This is a genomic window from Pleionea sediminis, from assembly GCF_007570825.1.
Classification (GTDB): domain Bacteria; phylum Pseudomonadota; class Gammaproteobacteria; order Enterobacterales; family Kangiellaceae; genus Pleionea; species Pleionea sediminis.
In genome coordinates this window covers 1498630-1518043 of the sequence record NZ_SUNB01000001.1, presented here as the reverse complement: position 1 = coordinate 1518043, position 19414 = coordinate 1498630, and the positions used below count along the sequence as shown (strand labels likewise).

The 19414-nt window shown below is 41.1% G+C and carries 16 protein-coding genes; 10 read left to right on the top strand and 6 right to left on the bottom strand.

Features of this window, described 5'->3' with window-relative positions:
- Positions 1-142: 142 nt before the first annotated feature.
- The 4 genes from FAX86_RS06155 to def form a co-directional block, all read right to left on the bottom strand.
- Entirely contained in the window at positions 143-3280 is a 3138-nt protein-coding gene (locus tag FAX86_RS06155) for an ATP-binding protein (protein WP_144392461.1), read from the bottom strand.
- Positions 3281-3494: 214 nt separating this feature from the next.
- On the bottom strand, positions 3495-4796 hold the full coding sequence (gene rsmB, locus FAX86_RS06150) for a 16S rRNA (cytosine(967)-C(5))-methyltransferase RsmB (RefSeq protein WP_144392460.1): 1302 nt from the start codon (positions 4794-4796) through the stop codon (positions 3495-3497).
- Between the two features lie 2 nt (positions 4797-4798).
- Entirely contained in the window at positions 4799-5743 is a 945-nt protein-coding gene (gene fmt, locus FAX86_RS06145; RefSeq protein ID WP_144392459.1) for a methionyl-tRNA formyltransferase, read from the bottom strand.
- A 3-nt stretch (positions 5744-5746) separates the two neighbouring features.
- The gene (def, locus tag FAX86_RS06140) at positions 5747-6247 is read right to left on the bottom strand and encodes a peptide deformylase (RefSeq protein ID WP_144392458.1); all 501 of its coding nucleotides are present in this window, start codon (positions 6245-6247) and stop codon (positions 5747-5749) included.
- A 177-nt stretch (positions 6248-6424) separates the two neighbouring features.
- Here def and FAX86_RS06135 point away from each other — a divergent pair, with 177 nt between their 5' ends.
- The 8 genes from FAX86_RS06135 (at position 6425) to ppk1 (ending at position 14533) form a co-directional block, all read left to right on the top strand.
- The gene (locus FAX86_RS06135; RefSeq protein ID WP_144392457.1) at positions 6425-7519 is read left to right on the top strand and encodes a LysM peptidoglycan-binding domain-containing protein; all 1095 of its coding nucleotides are present in this window, start codon (positions 6425-6427) and stop codon (positions 7517-7519) included.
- Between the two features lie 47 nt (positions 7520-7566).
- A complete protein-coding gene (gene dprA / locus FAX86_RS06130) occupies positions 7567-8658 on the top strand; it encodes a DNA-processing protein DprA (RefSeq protein WP_144392456.1) in 1092 nt (363 codons plus the stop codon).
- Positions 8659-8702: 44 nt separating this feature from the next.
- On the top strand, positions 8703-9176 hold the full coding sequence (locus FAX86_RS06125) for a Smg family protein (protein WP_144392455.1): 474 nt from the start codon (positions 8703-8705) through the stop codon (positions 9174-9176).
- Between the two features lie 76 nt (positions 9177-9252).
- The gene (purE, locus tag FAX86_RS06120) at positions 9253-9759 is read left to right on the top strand and encodes a 5-(carboxyamino)imidazole ribonucleotide mutase (RefSeq protein WP_144392454.1); all 507 of its coding nucleotides are present in this window, start codon (positions 9253-9255) and stop codon (positions 9757-9759) included.
- A 6-nt stretch (positions 9760-9765) separates the two neighbouring features.
- Entirely contained in the window at positions 9766-10326 is a 561-nt protein-coding gene (locus FAX86_RS06115; RefSeq protein WP_144392453.1) for an L-threonylcarbamoyladenylate synthase, read from the top strand.
- A 41-nt stretch (positions 10327-10367) separates the two neighbouring features.
- A complete protein-coding gene (gene hemF / locus FAX86_RS06110) occupies positions 10368-11273 on the top strand; it encodes an oxygen-dependent coproporphyrinogen oxidase (RefSeq protein ID WP_144392452.1) in 906 nt (301 codons plus the stop codon).
- A gap of 52 nt (positions 11274-11325) precedes the next feature.
- Positions 11326-12333 carry a porphobilinogen synthase gene (gene hemB, locus FAX86_RS06105; protein ID WP_144392451.1) on the top strand — a complete coding sequence of 336 codons (1008 nt, stop codon included), beginning with the start codon at positions 11326-11328 and terminating at the stop codon, positions 12331-12333.
- 19 nt (positions 12334-12352) lie between these two features.
- Positions 12353-14533, top strand: coding sequence for a polyphosphate kinase 1 (gene ppk1 / locus FAX86_RS06100; protein ID WP_205859109.1), 2181 nt, complete (start codon positions 12353-12355; stop codon positions 14531-14533).
- Between the two features lies 1 nt (position 14534).
- Here the strand turns inward: ppk1 and ppx are convergent, their stop codons facing one another.
- Positions 14535-16031, bottom strand: coding sequence for an exopolyphosphatase (gene ppx / locus FAX86_RS06095; protein ID WP_246128551.1), 1497 nt, complete (start codon positions 16029-16031; stop codon positions 14535-14537).
- An 18-nt stretch (positions 16032-16049) separates the two neighbouring features.
- A complete protein-coding gene (gene rhlB, locus FAX86_RS06090) occupies positions 16050-17300 on the bottom strand; it encodes an ATP-dependent RNA helicase RhlB (RefSeq protein WP_144392449.1) in 1251 nt (416 codons plus the stop codon).
- A gap of 281 nt (positions 17301-17581) precedes the next feature.
- Here rhlB and trxA point away from each other — a divergent pair, with 281 nt between their 5' ends.
- On the top strand, positions 17582-17908 hold the full coding sequence (gene trxA, locus FAX86_RS06085) for a thioredoxin TrxA (protein WP_144392448.1): 327 nt from the start codon (positions 17582-17584) through the stop codon (positions 17906-17908).
- 234 nt (positions 17909-18142) lie between these two features.
- The gene (gene rho, locus FAX86_RS06080) at positions 18143-19399 is read left to right on the top strand and encodes a transcription termination factor Rho (RefSeq protein WP_144392447.1); all 1257 of its coding nucleotides are present in this window, start codon (positions 18143-18145) and stop codon (positions 19397-19399) included.
- The last annotated feature ends 15 nt before the right edge of the window (positions 19400-19414 follow it).

The following is a 19414-nucleotide window of genomic DNA, read 5'->3' as shown; positions in this document are numbered from 1 at the left end:
GCTCGTTGGATTTTAGGCAAATTGTTTTATAAGACAAAGGCTTATGTGCATTGTTATGCATTATGCGCTATTTGGTATGATTTTCCAGTAAAAATCCTGATTATTGGTGATAATCACTTAGTAGTGCTTGAGTAAACTTAGGTTAGAAAACCAAAGCAGGAAGAATGCTGTCGCTATTCAGAGTGATTTGAGTGCAAAATCCTCGAAAATCGTCTAATTCTTGGCCGTTAGTTAGCTTTACTTCAATCGTCCCGTCGGAATCTTCGACAAAGCGTTTTACTGCGTCCATACCGACTCCGCGACCTGAAATTTCGGTAACTTCAGAGGCTGTAGAAAAGCCGGAGGAGAAAATTAGATTTGCTATTTCTTGATCTGACGGCTTCGGCTGATCGGCATCGATGATGCCTTTGTTGATAGCACTTTGGTAAATTTTATTTAACGCAAGACCACGGCCATCGTCTTCTATTGTAATAATGACTTTTCCTTCTCTACTTGAAACTTTGAGATCAATTTGTCCCTTAATTGGTTTGCCCTTGGCTTTACGTTCTTCGCCGCGCTCGATACCGTGATCGATGGCATTACGCATAATATGCATAAATACATTACCCAACATGGCGTGATTTTCCTTGCGTATAAAAACGTTCCCATCATCAATGTAAATATCTGGCTTGTCCTTTCCAAGCTGCTCTGCCAGCGAGTAAACAGATTCAGTGACGGTAGTAATTATTTCACTGAGTGGTTTAGCTTGCGTTTGTGCCAATACATCATAACTGTCTTTGATCCAGTTTTTCACATCCTTTGTGCTTGCGGAAAAATCGAGCTTTATCGCTTCATCGATTAAACGTTTGAGTTCATCCACATTTTTAATTTGACTATCACCCGTTGCACTACGAATTTTTAATTTATTTTTTGCAATATCTTTGTAGCGTTGAATATCTTTTTCTGCTTGCGTAAGTTCGTTTAATAACAAATCGGGCTCCCATTGGGAGTCGTCATTTTTGCGCAGCTCATCGTAGTGATGCTCAACTTGATGTACTGTATCCGTTAAATAACTGAATCCCATTGTTCGAGCGTTGCCTTTTACGGTATGCATGTTTCGGAACAATCTAGCTATCAACTCATGATCTTTACTATCTGACGATTTAATAAGTTCGCGACAATTGTTTACAAAGCCAAGCGAGGTGCTTAGAAACTCATTAAACTTCTCATCTTCCACGGATAAGATCTGCCCGATTATTTCCAACTCTTTGCGCTGTTGTTCAGCAGCTTCTTGAAGTTCTTTTAATTCTGTAACGTCACGAACGGTCACTAATAATTTATCCGTTTCATCGGTTTCTTGATTTACAATTGGGACCCATTCAATTTCTAGCAAGCGTTTTTCTCCGCTCGGGTTCGTTCGGGTTACCTCGTTCGCCAATAGGTGAGAGTTAAAGTCAAACATCATTTCTTCAACGCCAATCATCGCGTCTACGGCCGTTGAAATTTGATCGAGAGCGTTACTACCGAGATTGGTATTGGAGAATAGAACGTCCATAAAGTTTCTATTGGCGATATTCTCAGTTTCCAAAATCTTTTCTAAATACTTAGAGTATTCATTATGGATAACTCCACCCTCAGTAATCGTGAAGACACCTTGATGTAAATTGGCCATCATGGTTGCGATATCTTTATTTTTGCGTCTTAGTTCGGCTGTTCGCTCTTTAACTTTTTGTTCGAGCGTTCGGTTTTGTTCTTCGATGACTTCGCGCATACGAATGTTTTTGATTGTTGTGACCAGAAGTCGCGCGATGGACTCGGCAAACTCGTAATCACTGTCTTCAAACCGTACATTACCCACTGTTCCTGAAAAGTTCATAACGCCAATAAGGACATCCTTATCGACTAATGGAATGCATAGTAATGCTTTATCTGGCATGCCTTCTTGCTTAACGAAATCCGATTCACTGCCAGTATTTGGTACAAACTTAATCTTTTTATTCTCTGCAGCCTTTCCGAGAATACCTTCACCTAAAGAAAACTGAGCCGCTTTAGTATCGGAATCAATTTGTTTGGGTGGGTAGGAGGCTTTAACTTCTAGCTTCTCATCTTTATTCATCAAAAATACAGAGCCATAAGCAACGCCCGTTTGTTCGTGCATAGTACTTAAAACAGCCTCTAGAGCTCGACTTTGATCTTGAGTTGCTGCGAGTTCTTCTCCTGTAGAGTTTAGTTTTGCAAGATCAGCCATTTTCTTTTTGATGGATTTACGCATTGAATTAAAGTTTTGCCAAGCTAAGAGAATCAATACGATCCAGGCGATAATGACACTTTGACTTGAAAGTTTTACAGTGTCCATTACTTGTTGTTGACGCGAGTTAAAAAGTGTATCAGCTTTTAAGAGTAAGGCGTCAAACGTAGCGACAATGCTTTGTAGCGCTTTTTGTGACAGCTCTAGTTGTTGACGAGCGTTTAATGTCTGCTCAATTTGATTGACTTTGAAGTCAACGATTGAGTTTTCTCCGATAGATTGTTCTTTTAATTTTTCGAGTGTTGATAAGTATTCTTTCCATAGTGCCTTATCTTCTAATCCTGGTAAGTTTACTTCTGCATTTCGGTTTCTTACTTGAATACCATTAATTGAGTCTTCAACATTAAACTTTCCTTTTTTTAAAAATTCAATGTCACTACTATTATTAATGTCTTCAAGTACATTATAAAGTCCTATAACAAGACCATCGAGGCGCCCCGCTATGCCCTCAAACATCTCTCTTTTTTCTGAGTCATTCTCGTAGATTATCCATGGTATATCCAGCAAGTAGGCACCTGCATCATCAACCATATTACTGAGCTTGTTTAATTCTTCATTAGCATTGCTTTCTGCTTTAATGATTTCCTTTTTTGCTGTCAGCATAACGGTGACAGATTGAGTATATTCTTCATAAGTTTTTATAGCGGATGTGAGCTGTTCGAGCATGTCTGGATAACTTGACACCGTATCTTTCAGATTGTTGTACTGTTGTTTGAATTCTTTGTCTCCCTGCTCAAACTGGTTACTTACTTGAAGAATTTGTTCCAGAGTGTCAGCGTTATAACCTGAAGCACTAAGTTTACCGAGCTTGAGCAAACTTATTTGTAATTGATTACTTTGTTTTTCAATGGGAACTGCTGTTTCATTAACTTCCTGGGTTGCTTCGCTAATATCTAATAGATTGTAGAGGGCTACACCGCTAGACAAGGTGAGCAACGCAATAATAACTGCAAATCCAAGCCAAATTTTTTGTGAGAAGTTCAGTTTCAACATTGAGTGCAGCCAATAGAAATTAAAAAGCGTGTGGCAACGACTATTGGAATAGCTATTGCTTAATTAGATAGCTATTAATGACGTTTAACTCTTAAAAGTATGGCTTAAAAACAGGATTTTGCTAGAAATTACAACAGTGAATAGCAATTTTAATACCTTCGTCAAAATTAATTGGAATCAAAGGGATATGGTACGAAGTGATGACTTTGCCCGATCAATTACTTTTGGTTTTTCGCAATAAAGAGTAGAAAAAGCCATCATTATCTTGAGCTGGAAGTAATTGCATTCCAAAAGGTGTTTTCATGTGGTGGATGCTCGTTGGTATTTCCAGTGATACCAACTCTGCATCGTGAAATTGTTTTAAAAATCTTTTTATTTGCTTGTGATTCTCATCGGGCAAGATTGAGCAAGTCGCATAAAGAAAATAGCCATCGGGTTTCAAATTATCCCATAGGTTGGTAAGAATGTTTTGCTGAAGTTGAACGGTAGGGTAAATATCTTCATCTGTTCGGTGAAGTTTAATATCCGGTTGCCGTCTTATAACGCCAGTTGCAGAGCATGGAGCGTCCAATAAAATAGCATCGTATTTTTCGGGTTCAATAAATGAAGCGGCATCGACAATCTCGACCTTACAATTGAGACCAAGACGATTTAAATTTTCGTGAATCTTTTGAGCCCGCTTTTCGTCAAGCTCAATAGCGGTTAAATGAATGTCTTTGTGTTTTTCTAATATGTGAGCTGTCTTGCCGCCGGGGGCGGCACAAGCGTCAAGTACGCAATCGCCAGGTTGAATGGGAAGCAAATCTGCAGCCAGCTGAGCAGCACTGTCCTGAACTGAAAATCGACCTGTGGAAAACTCTGGAATTTCCTGAATTGGTCGTGCCTCTTTGAGAACAAATGCTGTTGGAAAATTATCAATAGACCGATAGTCGATGTTTGCTTGCTCCAGTAGATTAGCTGATTCATCAAGCGAGAATTGTTGATTCGCTCTAAGAATCAACGGGGCCTTTCTATTGGATTCTGAACAAATTTGCTGCCAGTTTTTGGGCCAAGCATTTTTGAGTCTTTTTAATAACCATTCGGGCACTTCATGTTTAACCCAATCCGGTTGTTTATCGTTATTGAGTAATGATTGTTTTTCTCTTAGTGCTGAACGTAAAACGCCATTGATTAGCCCACTCGCCCATTCTCTTTGCAGTATGCGAGTGGCTTCGACCGACTCTGATAATACGGCATGATCAGGAGTATCGAGATACAGCAATTGATAAAGAGCGGTAATGAGTAGTCCTTTAAGCTCCTTTTCCCGGGCTTTGAGGGGACGCTTCAGTAGTTGCTGAGCAATCCAGTTTAATTTTTCGAAATGTCGTGCACTGCCAAAAAGGCATTCTCGCGCGAAGGCTATTTCTCGCGTATCTGACAATTCTTGGTGTAAAGTCTGGTTTACTGCGTTGGCCGACAAGCCTTTATAAGCGATTTCGGCAAACCAACGAGCGATATTGACCCGTAAATTGGACATGTTTATTCACCGATAATCGAGCTAACTTCAAATAAGCTGGCTCGTGAATTTAACAAATCGGCAGCTGACATGGCTCTTTTTCCAGGAGGTTGTACGCTCTTAACTGTAAGACAACCCTCCCCGCAAGCAATAGTAATTCCATTTTTATCTGCGCTCAAAATTGTGCCTGGTTTTTCGTTGGTTAGTGCTTCTGAACTACAAGCTTCCCAAACTCTGTATGGTTGATTATCTATTTTGAAAAAAGCAACCGGCCATGAGTTAAACGCTCTGACTTTTCGCTCGAGATTTTTTGCCGATTGCGACCAATCCAATAGCGCTTCTGATTTATTTAATTTGTGAGCATAAATTGCTCCATCACTTTGGGGGGTCGGTTCACCTTTTTCGGATAAAATAGTAGGTAGTGTTTGAATCAGTGTTTTTCCACCTAAAGTGGCGAGCTTATCGTGTAAACTACTACCTGTCTCATTTTCTGTAATTTCGCAGCGAGCTTCTGCCCACAGAGGTCCTGTATCTAGTCCGGCCTCCATTTGCATGATTCCAACACCCGTTTCACTATCTCCCGCTTCTATTGCGCGTTGAATTGGCGCTGCACCGCGCCATTTGGGGAGCAGTGACGCGTGAATGTTAATACATCCAAGCTTAGGAATGTCCAACACAGCCTGAGGGAGAAGTAATCCATACGCGACGACGATCATGAGATCGGGCTGGTAGTCATTAAGTCTTTGAATATCTTGAGGATTTTTGAAATTTAATGGTTGTTCAACAGAAATTCCGTGAGTTTGGGCCAGTTTTTTAACTGGCGAAGGTTGCAGCTTCTTACCTCGGCCTGCAGGCCTGTCAGGTTGTGTGTAAGTGGCGACTATGTTGTAGCCTGCATCAAGCAAGTGCTGGAAACACGTTGCAGCAAAATCAGGCGTACCGGCGAATACGATACGAGGTTGTGGCATGCGTTAGCGGCTCTTTTGGAGTTTTTTAAGTTTCTTTTTTATTCGTTCGCGCTTTAGTGGCGATAAATAATCGACAAATAAACGTCCTTCAATGTGGTCTATTTCGTGCTGAATACACACAGCGAGCAAATCATCAGCATCTATCTTTATTGCTTCACCCTCGCGATTCAAGGCCTCTACGGTAACTTCATCGGCTCTCTCTACCTTTGCGTAAACACCCGGAAAGGATAAACAGCCCTCCTCCCGCTCTTCAACGCCTCTTTTATCAGTAATTTTAGGGTTTATTAGCACTAATGGACTATCTTGTTCATTAGATATGTCGATTACAATGAGCTGTTTGTGGTAATCCACTTGGGTTGCTGCGAGGCCGATTCCAGGCGCCTGATACATGGTTTCAAACATGTTATCGATTTGGCGCTGTAAATCGGGACCAAAATCCTCCACAGGCTCTGCTTTTGTGCGAAGTCTGGGGTCTGGGTATTCAAGAATTTCTAATATCGGCATATCTGTGATCTAAGTTCTAGTAAAAAAGTAACTTTTGCTGCTAAGATTATGATCATACTGAATAAGTCTGTGTTGAGATAGCGCTTTTCAAGTCTAAAGTTAACTTAAGAACTTGACGCTTTCGAAACAGAAGTTCAGTAGCGTAAACCCGATAGTATAAATTAAGGGATGGCTATTATGAAAAAGTTTATTGTCGGAATCGTGGCGATGGCGACATTTTTCGGTGGAGCTTGGGCTCAAGCTGCCGAATTAAAGCCGAATCATCCAGAGTTCCATGTTGTTCAACCTGGTGACACACTTTGGGACATTTCAGCTGCGTTTCTCGAAGATCCATGGCTTTGGCCGGAAATCTGGCACGTTAACGAGCAGGTCGATAACCCGCATTTAATTTTTCCTGGCGATGTTCTGGCGTTAGTTTACGTTGATGGCCAACCGCGGATTATCAAAACGGATCGTTTACCTGACGGAACGGTTAAGTTATCTCCGCAAATTCGAGAGGTCAGTCGAGGTCAGGCAATATCCACTATCCCTCTTGACGCGATCTTACCATTTTTGGTTAGCGCACGTGTTGTTTCTGAAGAAGACTTAGAAAACGCGCCTTATGTTTTGGCCGGAGATGAAGGCCGACTGGCGAATGCTGTTGATAATAAAGTTTATGTTCGTGGGATTACAACGCCAGAAGCGTCAAAATATACTTTTTATCGAGAAGGCGATGTATATGTTGACCCAGATACTGATGAAGAGTTAGGTGTAGAAGCTATTCATTTGGGAGCCGGTTTGAAAGTTCGGGCAGGTGACCCATCGACCATTCGAATTGAAACCTCGGTTTCGGAAATTTTAAAGGGTGACCGTCTCTGGCCGACAAATGATGCTCAGTTGAGACCCAATTACTTTCCGCATGCGCCAAATAAACAGGTGGATGCGACCATTATTTCGGTTTACGACGGTGTCGTTCAAATTGGTCAATATGATGTGGTAGTTATCAATCGCGGTGAGCGAGATGGTATGGAAGTTGGCCATGTTCTAGCTGTGCATCAGCGTGGTGAAACCGTTGAAGATCCTTACGCGAGAGATAATAAAAATGTGAATACCGATGGTGCGCTGGTTACCTTTTTTAAAGACATGACTTTGCAGAAAGAAGAAGTGACCTTACCTGATGAAGAAGCGGGATTATTAATGGTATTTCGCACCTTTGAAAAAGTTAGTCTTGGCCTTATACTCAAAGCTCAACGACCGTTGCACGTGCTTGATAAGGCTAAAACACCTTATTAATCTTAGCAGCCGTTTTTTATTAAAGAATACAATTAGGAGGTTCAAGGATGAGCCCAAAAAGACTTCAGTTATGGATTACTTTATCTAAAATCAATCGTATCGGTTGGTCCACCAGTAAGAAGCTACTGTCTCACTTCGAATCTATTGAACATTTATTTGATGCAACGGAAGAAGAGTTGGAGGCGACCGGCGCCTCGAATGAACTCGTGAAGAACATCTTAAGTGCCAAGCTGGAAGATATCAGCAAGCAATTGTCTTGGCTCGAAGAGTCCCAGGATCATTTCATAATTTATCCTGACCATCGAGATTACCCTCGCTTGCTAAAAGAATCTCCTGGAGCGCCCATTCTTTTGTACGCAAAAGGAAAGCTGGACCTTATTCATTCGCCGCAAATAGCCGTTGTTGGAACACGTAACCCAACCGTCGGAGGTAAAAACGCAACATCAGATTTTGCGGGAACCTTTGCCAAAAATGGTTTGGTCGTTACTTCTGGATTAGCGCTTGGCATTGACGGCTTTGCACATCAAGCGGCATTAAGGTCTGGAGGATACACGATTGCTGTAGCTGGAACGGGCTTAGACCGAGTATACCCTGCACGACATAAATCGTTAGCCTATGACATTGCCGAGCAAGGTTTGTTACTCTCTGAGTTTGAGCTGGGTACCGGTGTGAGAGGCACGAATTTTCCGCGACGTAATCGGATTATTAGTGGGTTAAGCTTGGGTGTGTTGGTGGTTGAAGCAGCGATCAAAAGTGGTTCGTTAATTACAGCTCAATATGCTTTGGAGCAAGGCAGAGATGTTTTTGCTATTCCCGGGTCTATTCATAATCCAATGGCGAAAGGCTGTCACTGGTTGATTAAAGAAGGAGCCCATCTCGTCGAAGACGCAGATGATATTTTGCAGCATTTAGGTTGGTTAGCAGAAGTAAATTCTGAATCAATGAAAGAAAGAACTGCTGAAAAATTGTCGCCTGAGCAAAATGAGTTGCTCAACCAGATTGATTTTTCACCAACGCCTTTGGATGATTTAGTAGAACGTTGTAAAAAATCGGTGGCTGAGCTTCATACAAACTTGTTAACATTAGAACTTGAAGGTTGGATCGTTAGCTCGGCTGGCGGTTTTCAACGACAAAAATAACCAAGACTACTGGCTATCATGTGTAGCTAGAATTAGGGGAATCCATGAAGAACGACGTTTTAGACGTCCTGATGTATATTTTTGAACGCTTTCAAGATCAGGAATTTGTCGTTATTGATGAGGCAAATAAACTGGCACCGGAACTAACAGAAGTTGGTTTTTCCGATCTAGAAATTGATTCAGCTCTTAGCTGGATCGATGAATTGAGTGATCTTCGAGAGAACTCCGAGCATCAGACTCCAAACACGCAAACGCAACAAATCTCAACCCGTGTATTTTCCGATGAGGAAATGGATGTTTTTTCAGTTTCGGCGCGAGGATTTTTATATCATCTCGAGTCATTAGGCGTTCTTGATTCGATGACCCGTGAGCTTGTTATCGAACGTATTATGGCTCTTGAGATGAAAGACGTTGATATTGAGCAAGTAAAATGGATATCTATGATGGTGCTGTTTAATTTACCTGGTCAGGAAAGCGCTTGCGCCTGGTTTGAAAATATTGACCATCATATTCATTAATATTTACCAGTTGAGGTGTGTGTTTGCTAAAATCTGCGCACACTAAACAACAGCCAATCGAAAATTAGGGTTAACCATGTCTGACAAATTTGTTGCAATTCTCATGGGTTCTGATTCAGACCTTCCCGTTATGCAGTCGACGTACGATACTTTGAAAAAGTTGGGTATCAGCGTAGAAATGAAAATCACTTCGGCACATAGAACTCCAGCCGCGACGCATGAATATGTGAAAGATGCTGAATCTAGAGGCTGTCAGATTTTCATCTGTGCGGCCGGTTTAGCAGCGCATTTAGCCGGCGCAGTGGCGGGAATCACTACCAGACCTGTTATTGGTGTGCCGATGGATGGTGGGCCCTTACAGGGTGAAGATGCTCTTTTATCAACTGTGCAGATGCCTGGTGGCGTTCCTGTCGCGACGGTTGCTATTGGTAAAGCTGGTGCGAAAAACGCTGCTTATCTTGCCGCGCAAATTATGGCGTTATCGGATAATACAATTGATAAAACTGTGCGTGAAGACCGCGAAGCTAATGCTCAAGCGGTTATTCAAAAAGACAAAGACCTTCAAGCAAAACTCAACGCCTAATATTCTATGGTCTCCAGTAAACCCCTTTGGCGTATTCAACACGCATCACATTGGGTGCGAGCTGGAGGCGTAATTGCCTACCCGACAGAAACAGTTTGGGGGTTAGGTTGTGATCCCTTTTGCCAAACTGCAGTTGACCGAATTTTAGCAGTTAAACAACGTGCGCCTGAAAAAGGCTTTATTATTATTGCTAGTGAAATCAATCAGTTGAGGTTACTAACTTCCACTTTGTCTTCAGAAAATATTCAAAAGCTAACAAGTCAGCCACGTCCGACAACTTGGATAATGAGAGCGCATGAAAGAGTTCCTTCCTGGGTGACTGGCGGCCGAGCAACCATTGCTGTCAGGCTAACTCAAGATCCTTTCTGCCAACAACTTTGCAATAGTGTTGGAGCGATTATTTCTACCAGCGCGAACCGATCCGGGAAAGATCCAGCAAGTTCTCGATGGGACTGTATCAGACAGTTTTATCATGAAGTAGACTGGGTTGTTCCCGGAGAAACACCGGAAAATTCAAAACCCTCTAGAATTATTGATATGCAAACGGGTGCGATTATTCGCGAATAATTCAACCATGATTGGCTGAATCTTCAAACTTTGAGAATCTCATGATAGATAAAAAGTCTGTAAAACAATTCTTGATGTCACTTCAAGATCGAATTTGTAATGAGCTTTCGGATATAGATGGACAATCTTTTCTGGAAGAAAGTTGGGAACGAGAAGCTGGTGGTGGTGGCCGTACCAGGGTTATTGAAAACGGTAATGTAATTGAAAAGGGAGGCGTCAACTTTTCGCATGTGATGGGTGAACAACTACCCGCTTCTGCGACCCAACATCGTCCAGAACTTGCCGGTAGAAACTTTGAGGCGATGGGCGTCTCATTAGTTATTCATCCCAAAAATCCAATGGTTCCAACCTCACACATGAATGTACGCTTCTTTATTGCCGAAAAACCGGGAGAAGATCCTGTTTGGTGGTTTGGTGGCGGTTTTGATCTTACGCCTTACTATGGCTTTGAAGAAGATTGCCGACACTGGCACCAAATTGCTTATGACGCTTGCCAGCCATTTGGTGAGGGTGTCTACGAAGAATTTAAAAATTGGTGCGATGACTATTTCTTTATTAAACATAGAAACGAACCTCGTGGAGTTGGAGGCCTGTTTTTCGATGACTTAAATCGATGGGATTTTGATACTTGCTTCCGGTTTATGCAGGCTGTCGGAAATGCATATCTCGATGCTTATACCCCAATAGTGAAGCGAAGAAAAGATATGCCCTACTCTGACAAGCAAGTGGCATTTCAGCATTATCGACGTGGCCGTTACGTTGAATTTAATCTGGTGTATGACCGAGGAACTTTATTTGGTTTGCAAACTGGTGGTCGAACCGAGTCTATACTTATGTCAATGCCTGCAAAAGTTAGCTGGGTATATAACTGGCATCCAGAAGAAGATACGGAAGAGCATCGATTGTATAGTGATTTTCTGCAACCCAGAAATTGGATCGAAAATTAGTCATACTTCCTTCAAATATAAAGAATAAGCGCAGGCTGTTAAGGAATAATCTATGAGTGGTTTTACATTTGGTTTTTATCCATCAACTCGCAAACGACGTAATCGAACGGACGACTTTGTACGCCGTCTGGTTGCTGAAAATACAGTTACAACAAATGACTTAATTTATCCTGTGTTTGTTCTACCGGGATCCAATCAGGAACAAACAATCGACTCTATGCCCGGAATTACCAGAAAGTCCGTGGACAATTTATTGACTGAGGTTGAAGAGCTTCTTGATCTTAATGTTCCTGCGATTGCGCTTTTTCCTGTCATTGAATCCGATAAAAAGTCGTTAATGGCCGAAGAGTCGTTCAATGAGAATGGGCTTGTACAAACCGCGGTAAAGGAAATAAAGCAACGGTTTCCAGAAATGGGAGTAATCACCGATATTGCACTCGATCCTTACACCAGCCATGGTCAAGATGGAATTATCAACGATGATGGCTATGTTATTAACGATGAAACAGTTGCTGTTTTAATCAAGCAGGCATTGTCTCATGCGAGTGCTGGCGCTGATATTGTTGCGCCATCAGACATGATGGACGGTCGAATAGGAGCTGTTCGTGAGTCATTAGAAGTCGATGGTCACATAAATACCAAAATACTCGCGTATTCTGCTAAGTACGCGTCTGCTTATTACGGTCCATTTCGTGATGCTGTTGGTTCTTCAGGCAATCTGGGGAAAGCTGACAAAAAAACGTATCAAATGGATCCTGCGAATAGGGATGAGGCGTTACATGAAATTGCACTAGATATCGAAGAAGGTGCTGATATGGTCATGGTAAAACCAGGCATGCCTTACTTGGATATCATTCATCAAACAAAAAACCAATTTAAAGTGCCAGTTTTTGCTTATCATGTAAGTGGTGAATACGCGATGCTTAAAGCGGCTTCTCAAAATGGATGGCTCGATGAGCAAGCTGTCGTGATGGAGGCAATGACAAGTTTTAAGCGAGCTGGTACAGATGCTGTGCTCACTTATTATGCGAAAACAATAGCACAATGGTTGAAACGTTAAAGAGTAAACCAAGAAAATTATGGCCAGTGAATCTGTAACAGAAGAGAATAACTCTGATGTGAGTAATCAGCCAATAGAGGAAATTAAATCTCTTCCAAGTTATTTGGAAGAGATGGAACCTCCCTTAAAGAAATCCGAAGTCGACCTTAAAAATCCAGAACTGTATATCAATCGAGAGCTTTCTTTTTTGCAGTTTAATTGGCGGGTACTTCAACTTGCCCTAGATGAAGATTTACCTATTCTTGAACGAATTAAATTTATTTTTATATTTAGCAATAATCTCGATGAGTTTTTTGAAGTAAGGGTTGCGGCTCATGTGCACACTGCAATTCATGATGAAGATCGCCGCGGTCCAGATGGTCTTACATCAAATCAGGTACTCAGTGAAATCAGCAAAACTTGCCACGAAATGGTTGAGGAACAATATCGGATATTTAATGATGTTCTTCTACCAAAATTATCAGAGAATGGAATCCACTTTTTGCGGCGAGCTCAATGGAGTGACAGTCAGTCAGAATGGATTAAAAATTATTTTATCGATGAGGTTGCACCTGTTATCAGTCCCATCGGTTTAGATTTGGCGCATCCGTTTCCTCGTTTAATCAATAAAAGCTTGCATTTCATCGTTGCGCTTGAAGGCAAAGACGCATTTGGCAGAAACAGTGGTTATGCAGTCGTTCATATGCCACGGTCATTACCAAGAATTATACAGTTGCCTGATGAAATATCGGGCAGTGGTGAAAGCTTTGTTTTTCTATCTGCTATTATTCATGCTAATGCTGAAGAACTTTTTCCCGGAATGACTGTTAAAGGTTGCTACCAGTTTCGTTTAACAAGAGACAGTGATCTTTTTGTTGATGAAGAAGATATCGAAGATTTAGCTCATGCATTAAAACAAGAGTTGCAAAGTCGTGATTTTGGCACGTCTGTTAGATTGGAAATTGCAGACAACTGCCCTGACAAAATTGCGGCATTTCTATTGCAAAAATGTAATCTCACTGAAGCCGAGCTTTATCGAGTTAATGGTCCTGTAAACTTAAATCGACTATTAAGTCTTACGGATATGGTTGATCGGCCTGATCTAAAGTTCCGTCCTTTTCGAGCAGCAACTCCAAAAGAATTTGATGAAGAGAATATTTTTGAAATATTAAAAGAGAAAGATATTTTGGTTCATCACCCTTTCGAAAACTTTGACTCTGTAATCAACTTTATTAAAAGTGCCGCTTCTGACCCTAATGTATTAGCCATTAAGCAAACGCTTTATCGAACTGGCTCGAGCTCTCCTGTTGTTGATGCACTCATTGATGCCGCACGTGCTGGCAAAGAGGTTACTGCCGTTGTTGAGCTGCGAGCTCGTTTTGATGAAAAGGCAAATATAGAATTGGCGAATAAACTACAAGATGCAGGAGCCCTAGTTGTCTATGGTGTTGTTGGCCATAAGACTCACGCTAAACTGTGTGTTGTTACTCGGCGAGAGAAGAAAAAACTTCGACATTATGCTCATTTAGGAACTGGCAACTATCACGCAAATACTGCAAAGTTGTACACTGATTTAGGTCTTTTTACGGCAAATAAAAAACTCTGTGAAGATGCGCAAAAAGTGTTTTTGCAGCTTACAGGCATGGGCAAAGCTTATGATATGAAGTTGATCCTTCAGTCCCCTTTTACTTTGCAAAGCGGACTTTTTGAGTTAATCGACAAAGAAATAGCAAATAAGCACTTAGGTAAAAAAGCGTATATCAAAGCCAGAATGAACTCTTTGACTGAAGCTAAAATAATTGAAAAATTATATGAAGCTTCTCAAGCAGGTGTTCAAATCGATTTGATTATTCGTGGTATTTGTTGTTTGAGACCTGGCCTTAAGAATATTTCTGAAAACATTCGTGTTGTATCAATCGTTGGCCGATTTTTAGAGCATTCTAGAGTTTTTTGTTTTGCAAATGATGGTAATGAAATGGTTTTTGCCTCAAGCGCCGACTGGATGGATCGGAACTTGTACCACCGAGTGGAAGTTTGTTTTCCAATAACCGATCCAAGACTTGCAAAAAGAGTGCGGCAAGAATGTTTAGACTATTACTTAAAAGATAACTCTCAAAGCTGGGAATTATCTAGTGACGGAAGGTATTTTAAGATGGTTCCAGGAGACGCTAAACCATTTAGGGTACAACGTAAATTACTCGAAAAGCTTAGTAATTACTAAGTTACTTAAAATTTAAGACCAAGTTTACTTTAGCAAGATAGTCTTGCTCTTGCTCTAAATCGGCATTCAATAGTGAGTGTTCTGCCAAGTAATCTTTTTTGAATGTTAAGCTTAATTGGTTGTCACTTACTGAAATATCAAATTTGGGCGCGTCAAAATCACGACGTCGATGATTTAATAATACTGCCAGGCGTAATATCTGAGCCAATCGAATCAGCTTTTCTTTGAATAGATCATCATCGATTATATCGTAATGCCCTAAGGGAAATTTACGCCTAAAGCTTCGAACTAATAATGCTAAGATTTGTTGTTGTTGAACACTGAATCCATTGATATCAGTATTTAGAAGAATGTACTGACCGTGCTTTTGCTGTTTGCTAAAATTAATGTTTAAACCAAGCTCATGACATTTTGCAGCCCAACTCAACATTTGTCGAAAATATTCACTATTTAAATCCCAAGCATTATCAACCTTACTCAAAATAGATAGTGCAGTTTGATTTACTCTTCTAGCTTGGTCAAGATCAACATGATGTTTATCCAGCAATCCCTTAATTGCCCTTTCTCGAATATCAAACACTTTTTCGATACCCGCTACTTCAAAAAGTACACCTTCTCGTAAAGCTGCTGGAGAAACTTCCATAGTTTCAATTTTAAGTGTTCGAAAAATAGCGATTAGAATGGCTAAGCCTGCGGGTAAAATTTCTCTTCGATTCTCAGCGAGCCCTTCTAGTTCTATATTTTCGAAGTTCTCCATGGTTATCAGTTGTTCTTTCAGATTCACTAAACAATCTAAAGAAACTGATTGAGAATTAATATTATTTTTTTCGCAAATGGTTTGTATTGATTCGATAGTTCCTGATGTACCGATAGAGATGTCCCAGCCTTCACGCAGGTATAGATCTTGAATCGTAATGAGTTCTAAGCGTGCTGCAGTGATTGCCTTTTTGAAATTGTTTTTTGTTAATTTATTATCGTTAAAATATTTTTGGCTGTATGAGATACAACCCATCTGAAGACTGTCGGTAAGTACTGGCTCGAAAGCTTCGCCAATGGCGAACTCAGTACTGCCACCGCCAATATCCACCACCAATTGTTTTTTCTGACTAAGTTGAAAGTGAGCTACGCCCTCATAAATTAAGCGTGACTCCTCTTTTCCAGAGATGATTTCGATTGGGTAACCTAGAGCATCTTGTGCTTTTAGTATAAATTCCCGAGAATTTTTGGCTTTGCGTAATGCGTAGGTTCCTACCGCTCGTACTTGAGTTTGAGGCATGTTCTCAAGCCGTTGTTTAAATTGCTTTAAACAGTCGAGCGCTCGTTGTTGTGCTTCTTGTGTTAAGTAATTACTTTCATCGAGACCTTCTGCCAGGCGAACTTTTTCTTTTAGTCGTCCGATTATACTAAGATTGTTATGTTGTACTTTTGCTAGTGTTAAGTGAAAGCTATTTGAACCTAAATCAACTGCAGCTACGATCGGAGATTCCTTATCTTGCATCACTGACACACTCCTCACTTATTTGGGTCGATTACTCGGTTTTCGCTTTCTGTTTTGATTAGCTTTATTACCTGGACGCTGTCTGCGAAATGGTTTTACCTCGGCAAGTAGCTCGGGATTAATTTCTGCTTTAGGAATTTCATGCTCGATATAGTGTTCAATTCCCGGTAACGAAAAAGCACTGTCTTCGCAGGCAAAGGATATTGCATCTCCTTCAGCTCCAGCACGAGCGGTTCGTCCAATTCTGTGAACATAATCTTCGGGATCTTCAGGGAGGTCATAATTGAAGACATGAGTGACATTGTCGATATGCAAACCTCGTGCTGCAACATCAGTTGCAATTAAAGCAGGTATAGAATCAGATTTAAATCGGTCCAACAAAGCCATTCTTTTCTTTTGCGGAACATCGCCTGTGAGCAATCCTACATTCCAATCATTTGCGCGTAGCATCGAGAAAATAGTTTCTGCATCACGTTTGGTGTTCACAAATATCATTGATTTTTCTGGACTGTACTTATTGAGCAAACCCAAAAGCAATGAAAGTTTGTCTGGGTTACTTGGATAGAATAAAACTTCACGGACTTTTTTAGCGGTAACCTGTTCTGGTTCTATTTGAACATGTTGCGGCGAATTCATATGTTCGTAAGCAAGCTCTTTGACGCGGTGCGACAGTGTTGCAGAAAATAACATGTTTAACCGTTCTGTCGGCGGTGGCATGCGTCGGAATAAATATCGAATATCAGCGATAAAGCCAAGGTCAAACATTCGATCTGCCTCATCGAGTACAACGACATCGATAGCGTCCAAACGATAAATACCTTGCTTAAAATAATCGATTAGGCGACCTGTAGTGCCAATGAGAATATCAACACCATTGATTAGCATCTCTTTTTGCTCTTCGTATCCCGTCCCACCATAAACCGCTCCGACGCGGAGGCCTGTGTATTTAATAAGTTGTTTTGCTTCTTCAAATATTTGAACGACCAACTCTCTCGTTGGCGCCATTATAATGGCACGAGGTTCATTTTGAAGGCGGTTTGGATCTGCGGGTAGAGTCAGCATTTCATCTAAAGTTGCCAATAGAAAAGCTATAGTTTTGCCTGTGCCTGTTTGAGCTTGTCCGGCAACATCTTGACCCTCGAGAGCGAGTGGAAGGCTCAAAGATTGAATAGGTGTGCAATATTCAAAATTCATTGAGTTGAGGGCTTTAACGAGACGAGGATCTAGGCCGAGGCTTGCGAAAGGTATATCGGTGAGGTGTTTTGCCATACAGATTTCTTCAGAGTTTATGCAGTTAACCGTCGCTAATTAAATTGGTAGTACAAGCAAATTAATTATAAATCAATTAGTTATAGGGTAAATGCAAGATTGTTTATAAAAGGGTTTTTGACTACTATGCGCCCAGTTTAATGGGGAAAACCTCGTTTGGAAACCGATTGTTTTGATATATGACTTGAAATTTGCCAAACTGAGCCCTAAATAGGGTTATTCAACGGCTCTTTGATTGGCCGTAACAATCAGTTGATAATTTTCATAGGAGATATCCGCTAATGAGCGACAAGATTGTCCAATTAAGTGACGATAGTTTTGAATCAGAAGTACTTCAATCGGATTTACCAGTGTTGGTTGATTATTGGGCAGAGTGGTGCGGTCCCTGTAAAATGATTGCGCCGATCCTTGATGAGATTGCAGCTGAGTATGACGGCAAAGTTAAAGTTGCCAAATTGAATATTGATGAAAACAGCGCAACGCCTCCAAAATATGGTATTCGTGGAATACCAACGTTGATGCTTTTTAAGAACGGTTCGGCAGAAGCAACGCAAGTTGGAGCCGTTAATAAGTCCCAGTTGGTCGCGTTTTTAGATTCAAATATCTAAGTTTAGCTTCGTTGGTGGCAAGGAATTGCCACCAACGAATTATAAGTCTTTACAGCGCACATTTTTAATGCTAACTTTCTGATTAGCTTTCCTGTGGGGCCTCCCAAGCAAAAATAATTTTCAGGCAAAAGCATTTTCACCTAAAGCGATTTAACTTTTATCAGAGTTATCGAATGTTTTCTGTATGTGAACATCAATCTACTTAAACTGTAATCACTCATAAAAAATCCAGCCATGAATCTAACGGAACTAAAACAAAAATCTGCTACGGAGCTGACAGAGCTCGCATCCACCATGGGCGTTGACAACATTGCCCGTAATCGTAAACAAGACATTATATTCGCTATTCTGAAAGCTCATGCTAAGTCAGGAGAAGATATTTTTGGCGATGGTGTTTTAGAAATCTTGCCTGATGGTTTCGGCTTCTTAAGAAGTGCCGACTCTTCGTACTTAGCGGGGCCTGATGATATTTACGTTTCACCCAGTCAAATACGTCGTTTTAGTCTGCGAACGGGTGATACGATTTCTGGAAAAATTCGTCCGCCAAAAGACGGCGAACGTTATTTTGCGCTGCTTAAGGTTAGAGAAATAAATTTTGATAGTCCGGAAAATGCCCGGAACAAGATTCTTTTCGAAAACTTAACGCCACTGCATCCTGATGAAAGAATGCGTATGGAGCGTGGTAACGGAAGTAGTGAAGATATTACCGCGCGTGTAATCGATTTAGCTGCACCAATCGGTAAAGGTCAAAGAGCCTTAGTGGTATCGCCGCCTAAAGCCGGTAAAACAATGATGATGCAGAATATTGCGCAATCAATAACAGGGAATAACCCTGATTGTACGCTGATTGTCTTGTTGATTGATGAACGCCCGGAAGAAGTAACCGAAATGCAACGTTCTGTGAGAGGCGAAGTTGTTGCTTCAACTTTCGATGAGCCAGCAAGCCGACATGTTCAAGTTGCTGAAATGGTTATTGAGAAAGCAAAGCGACTGGTAGAACACAAGAAAGACGTTGTGATATTGCTCGATTCTATCACTCGTTTAGCGAGAGCTTACAACACAGTAATTCCTTCGTCAGGAAAAGTGTTAACTGGTGGTGTTGATGCAAATGCTTTGCAGCGCCCTAAACGATTTTTTGGTGCAGCACGGAATATCGAAGAAGGTGGCAGCTTAACAATTATCGCAACCGCGTTGATTGATACTGGCTCGAAAATGGATGAGGTTATCTACGAAGAATTTAAAGGTACCGGTAATATGGAATTGCACTTAGATCGTAAGATTGCCGAAAAGCGCGTATTTCCTGCCATCAATATTAATCGCTCTGGTACTCGTAAAGAAGATCTATTAACGTCGCCAGATGAACTGCAAAAGATGTGGATATTACGAAAGATTGTCCATCCTATGCAGGAAATCGAAGCAATGGAGTTCCTTGTCGATAAGTTGGCGTTGACCAAAACGAACGACGAATTCTTTGAATCGATGAAACGCTAAACTCACTTCTGATAG

Coding starts and splice junctions, on each gene's coding strand:
- FAX86_RS06155 (WP_144392461.1), bottom strand. CDS start 3,280: ATGTTGAAACTGAACTTCTCACAAAAAATTTGGCTTGGATTTGCAGTT.
- rsmB (WP_144392460.1), bottom strand. CDS start 4,796: ATGTCCAATTTACGGGTCAATATCGCTCGTTGGTTTGCCGAAATCGCT.
- fmt (WP_144392459.1), bottom strand. CDS start 5,743: ATGCCACAACCTCGTATCGTATTCGCCGGTACGCCTGATTTTGCTGCA.
- def (WP_144392458.1), bottom strand. CDS start 6,247: ATGCCGATATTAGAAATTCTTGAATACCCAGACCCCAGACTTCGCACA.
- FAX86_RS06135 (WP_144392457.1), top strand. CDS start 6,425: ATGAAAAAGTTTATTGTCGGAATCGTGGCGATGGCGACATTTTTCGGT.
- dprA (WP_144392456.1), top strand. CDS start 7,567: ATGAGCCCAAAAAGACTTCAGTTATGGATTACTTTATCTAAAATCAAT.
- FAX86_RS06125 (WP_144392455.1), top strand. CDS start 8,703: ATGAAGAACGACGTTTTAGACGTCCTGATGTATATTTTTGAACGCTTT.
- purE (WP_144392454.1), top strand. CDS start 9,253: ATGTCTGACAAATTTGTTGCAATTCTCATGGGTTCTGATTCAGACCTT.
- FAX86_RS06115 (WP_144392453.1), top strand. CDS start 9,766: ATGGTCTCCAGTAAACCCCTTTGGCGTATTCAACACGCATCACATTGG.
- hemF (WP_144392452.1), top strand. CDS start 10,368: ATGATAGATAAAAAGTCTGTAAAACAATTCTTGATGTCACTTCAAGAT.
- hemB (WP_144392451.1), top strand. CDS start 11,326: ATGAGTGGTTTTACATTTGGTTTTTATCCATCAACTCGCAAACGACGT.
- ppk1 (WP_205859109.1), top strand. CDS start 12,353: ATGGCCAGTGAATCTGTAACAGAAGAGAATAACTCTGATGTGAGTAAT.
- ppx (WP_246128551.1), bottom strand. CDS start 16,031: ATGCAAGATAAGGAATCTCCGATCGTAGCTGCAGTTGATTTAGGTTCA.
- rhlB (WP_144392449.1), bottom strand. CDS start 17,300: ATGGCAAAACACCTCACCGATATACCTTTCGCAAGCCTCGGCCTAGAT.
- trxA (WP_144392448.1), top strand. CDS start 17,582: ATGAGCGACAAGATTGTCCAATTAAGTGACGATAGTTTTGAATCAGAA.
- rho (WP_144392447.1), top strand. CDS start 18,143: ATGAATCTAACGGAACTAAAACAAAAATCTGCTACGGAGCTGACAGAG.